Consider the following 3,722-nt stretch of genomic DNA (forward strand, 5'->3'; position numbering starts at 1 on the left):
TTTTACAGCGGACGGCATCGGGCCGGATGAAGGGATATAGCGCATCCAACGGGCGTTGCCGCCATTGGCGTATCTTTCACTCATTAGATGCCAGATGACAGTAAATATAAACCTTACCATAGGGGCAGGGTCAAGTATTTTTTCAGACGCCCCGGGATCTTTGTAAAATCCCTGTCTTTGGTGCATTTTTGGGTGATGCGTTGCTCGAAAGCTTGCCTATCTTTGTCATATGTCTGCGTTTTCTGTGCTCTAACTTCGAACTACGCTCAAATCTGTTTTTTTGCAAAGGCCCGGGACTATGTTCCTAAAGGCCGTCTGAAACATTTGAAATCAAAGTTCGGGTATCAACCGGCCGGCAATACCGAACTATTCTGCTCAAAAATTCAATATGTTGCAATCTTACTATAAACTAAGCCTTGGCAACCAACCAAATTGAAGTTTCCCCTTTGCGCATTGCGCCATTTGAAGAAGACAGCTTGGATTATCTCTTGGAGAAATGTGTCAACCCGATGGCGTGGTCACATTTGGCGGGCAGCAAATTGTTTGACGGCCGCGTGAACAAAGCCAATGTGTTGCCCAAGCCTTAGTGAAAACGGGCGAAGCCTTCAACAAACCCCGCATCGACACGCTGGCCTATGGCTTGGCTGCCCGACCATCCAAGCGGCATGATGCCGATTGTCGGCTCTGGCAAAATTGAGCGTATTAAAAATGCGGTTGATGCGATGACGATCTGCTTCAGCGAAGAAGCATGGATTAACGTGTATTTCGACACACCAAAATGTGGCGCACCAAATCGCGCGAATGCAGATTTTCGAACGCCATCGCCACTTCTTCTCAATCCAGGCAGGGCGATGGGCGGTGTATCAGTAGCAAATCCAGATAACGGCAATCCAGCTCTCTAACCGAATGCTCTGCCGATCAGATAATATGAGCCTCGCTATTGTCGTAAAATTTGCTTTTCATCCCGGGCAAGGTCGCAGTGGGAAAAGAAATCCTGCATTTACTCACCAAAGTCATACGCTCGCACAGGCTTCTGTCTGCCGCTAATGCCTTGCCAAACAGCCCTTCATTTACGAAACCGTCGTAACAGGCCGCATGGTCGGAAGTATGGATTCCCGCCGCCAATACTTTCCGGGCGGACATAGCCCTGCGTATCTCAACCCTATTCATGCGCACGCTAATAACCGTGTACTAAAGGCCCATGTTTAAATCCTAGTTATTGTATAGTAATGCAGTTTGCAAAGCGAAAGGCCGACCGCACGGCGTTCAGACGGCCTTTAAATGATTATTTAGAATTACGTTCTAACAGCCATGCTTGTGCTTCGGCCACATCGTCGAAATATTTCGGATGCTGGTTGGTAATCAGGCTCGATAACCGAGCGCCGAGTTTAATCCAAATATCGTCGGTCACCACCGCTACACGGCCGAAATCGTCTTCATGTTCGTTTAAAAATTTAATCTGTTCCACCGCCATATCAATGGTGAAATCTTTCAACAGTGTCATATCCAAGAGCATATCGGGCAAGCGGATTTTTTGTTTGCAATTGAGCAAAGCCTGCTCCAGCTCATGAAAATCTTCCAGTGTAAATTCGTTGTACAAGGCCACATTCAGGCCGTAAGATTGCTCGCGGATAGAAATCATTTTTTACTCCTCATTTTATTTGAAAAAAAGCTGCTTTATCCAAACCGGCTTAATGCCGCTTAATACACCGCTAGCCACAATAATAATCATACCGAGCACTTCCTGCCAAGTGATTTTATCACCCAACAGCCACATGCCCGATAAGGCAGCAAAAACCACCGTCAGATACGACAACGATGCCACGGTAAATTTGTTGCCCACCTTATAAGCATGGGTCATGCACAACTGCGCCACTGTCGCGCTGCTACCAATACCCAACAAATATGGTGCACTGCCCCACGATAAAGCATGCCAGCCGGAGAAACTCGCCCACACAGCCGACACCGCCATGCCGGTAATCGACAGGAAAAACACCACCCGCCAACCCGGCTCACCCAAGAGCGACAATTCACGCACCTGCATATACGCCCAACCCGACATCGCGCCACCGGCCAAACCAATCAATGCGGGGAAAACCTGGCCGCTTTCAAACGACGGGTTCAGCAACACCATCACGCCGATAAAGCCCAACACCAACACCGCCTGTGTATAAAGCGCGATGCGTTCTTTCAACACTAAAAATGAAAACACCGCCAAAAAAATCGACGATGTGTAGCCTAATGTCACCCCCGTGGCCAGCGGCAAATGCATCACCGCATAAAACAGGCACAACATCGCTATCGTACCAACCACGCTGCGGTTGAGATGACGTTTCCAATGCGGTGTGGCAAAGCGTTCGCCGCGCGCTTTGGCTATTATACCCAACACCAGTGCGGCAAAACTCATGCGCCAAAACACCAGCTCTCCGCTGTTGAGGCTGAATTCCTGCGAAGCCGCTTTGATACACAGGTTCATAATGGTAAAGCCCACCGCAGCCACAACAATCCAAGCGGAACCGAGCAGGTCTTTATTGCTTTCAGTCATGTTGACAGTTCAAAAAATAAATCGGTTAACATTATAACAAAGGCCGTCTGAAAATACGCGGCTCAATGGCATATATAAAAAATCGTCCGTCATTCAGACGGCCTCAATCCGCGAAAAAGCCGATAATTTTCTGAATCGCCACGTCCATGTGTTTCGGTTGGGAAAACGGATGATCCGCGCCTTCCACTTCAATCAGCTCAACTACATTATTTTCTGCAAACCTTTTGGACACGCCGATGTCGGTCATCTCGTCTGCCGTGCCGTGCAGAATCAAAAGATTATCCGCCTCGTCCAAATAATCATGCCGCATCACATCTGCCGAATGCAAAGCATCGAGAAAATCCTTACCAATTTTCATTTTGCGCTCAAAACCAAGCAACACTTCCTTGCCTTTTTGCACTTTGCTGCGCTCATCCGCCGACATATTATCAAGCAGCGTTTGATACATCTGAATCGCCGGCGCGCGCAATGCCACTTTGTGAAACGGATTGCCGTTTTGCGCCATGTAGTTCAGCGTGAGATAGCCACCGAAACTATTGGCATAAGCATAAACATGCTTGGCACTAAGCTGCGTTTGCGCATATTTAACCACCAAAGCCAAATAAGCAATGCATTCATCTAACAGTAATTTTTTACGCGCATCCGATCCGTGGCAAGGCCAATCAAACGCCAGCGCGGCATAATTGTGATACTTGGCAATCAGACGCTCGCCGAATTTCACCGTCGAGCGGCCGTCTTTGCTGCTGCCGAAACCGTGCATCACAATCACCACGTTTTCCACCGCATACAGGTCTTTTTCGTAAAATAATTTGCAGCGCACGCTATAACCGCGTTCGTTGATGTCGAAAAGTTTTTCCATGTTCGATTCAATCATCCAATTCTTAACGGACGTATGATAAAGCCGTTGCTGAAACAAACAAAGGCCGCCTGAAACGATGACCTCACTTTTCAGGCGGCCTTTCGTCCCAACAGATAAATTACCGATTTGGCATTTTCACCTTCACCCGTGCGGTGATGTTCGGCAATCAGCCAATCCAAATCGGAAAATGTCCTTACATTTGCCTGACAAGTGCAACGTTCCACCAACAGAAAAAGGCAGTATGCGGTAGCATACTGCCTTTCCCGACAACAAAAAGCAACATGGCCGACACACAACTGACCACAAGGCAACGCCTGC

The 3,722-nt window shown here is 48.1% G+C and carries 5 protein-coding genes and 1 pseudogene; 2 read left to right on the plus strand and 4 right to left on the minus strand.

Features of this window, described 5'->3' with window-relative positions:
- The first annotated feature begins 416 nt into the window (after positions 1–416).
- Both C7N83_RS15000 and C7N83_RS13355 read left to right on the plus strand, forming a co-directional pair.
- Entirely contained in the window at positions 417–587 is a 171-nt protein-coding gene (locus tag C7N83_RS15000) for a hypothetical protein (RefSeq protein WP_170064922.1), read from the plus strand.
- 48 nt (positions 588–635) lie between these two features.
- Entirely contained in the window at positions 636–902 is a 267-nt protein-coding gene (locus tag C7N83_RS13355) for a hypothetical protein (protein WP_106743224.1), read from the plus strand.
- A gap of 383 nt (positions 903–1,285) precedes the next feature.
- Here the strand turns inward: C7N83_RS13355 and C7N83_RS13365 are convergent, their stop codons facing one another.
- From C7N83_RS13365 to C7N83_RS15440, 4 genes and pseudogenes are all read right to left on the minus strand, one after another.
- Positions 1,286–1,642, minus strand: coding sequence for a SpoIIAA family protein (locus C7N83_RS13365; protein WP_106743226.1), 357 nt, complete (start codon positions 1,640–1,642; stop codon positions 1,286–1,288).
- A gap of 15 nt (positions 1,643–1,657) precedes the next feature.
- Entirely contained in the window at positions 1,658–2,545 is an 888-nt protein-coding gene (locus C7N83_RS13370) for a DMT family transporter (protein WP_106743227.1), read from the minus strand.
- Positions 2,546–2,648: 103 nt separating this feature from the next.
- Positions 2,649–3,404: an alpha/beta hydrolase gene (locus C7N83_RS13375; protein ID WP_106743228.1), complete on the minus strand. Its 756-nt coding sequence runs from the start codon at positions 3,402–3,404 to the stop codon at positions 2,649–2,651.
- A gap of 89 nt (positions 3,405–3,493) precedes the next feature.
- Positions 3,494–3,722 (minus strand): annotated as a pseudogene (locus C7N83_RS15440) (hypothetical protein); the annotation flags it as partial.

Source organism: Neisseria iguanae (genome assembly GCF_003013245.1).
GTDB lineage: Bacteria > Pseudomonadota > Gammaproteobacteria > Burkholderiales > Neisseriaceae > Neisseria > Neisseria iguanae.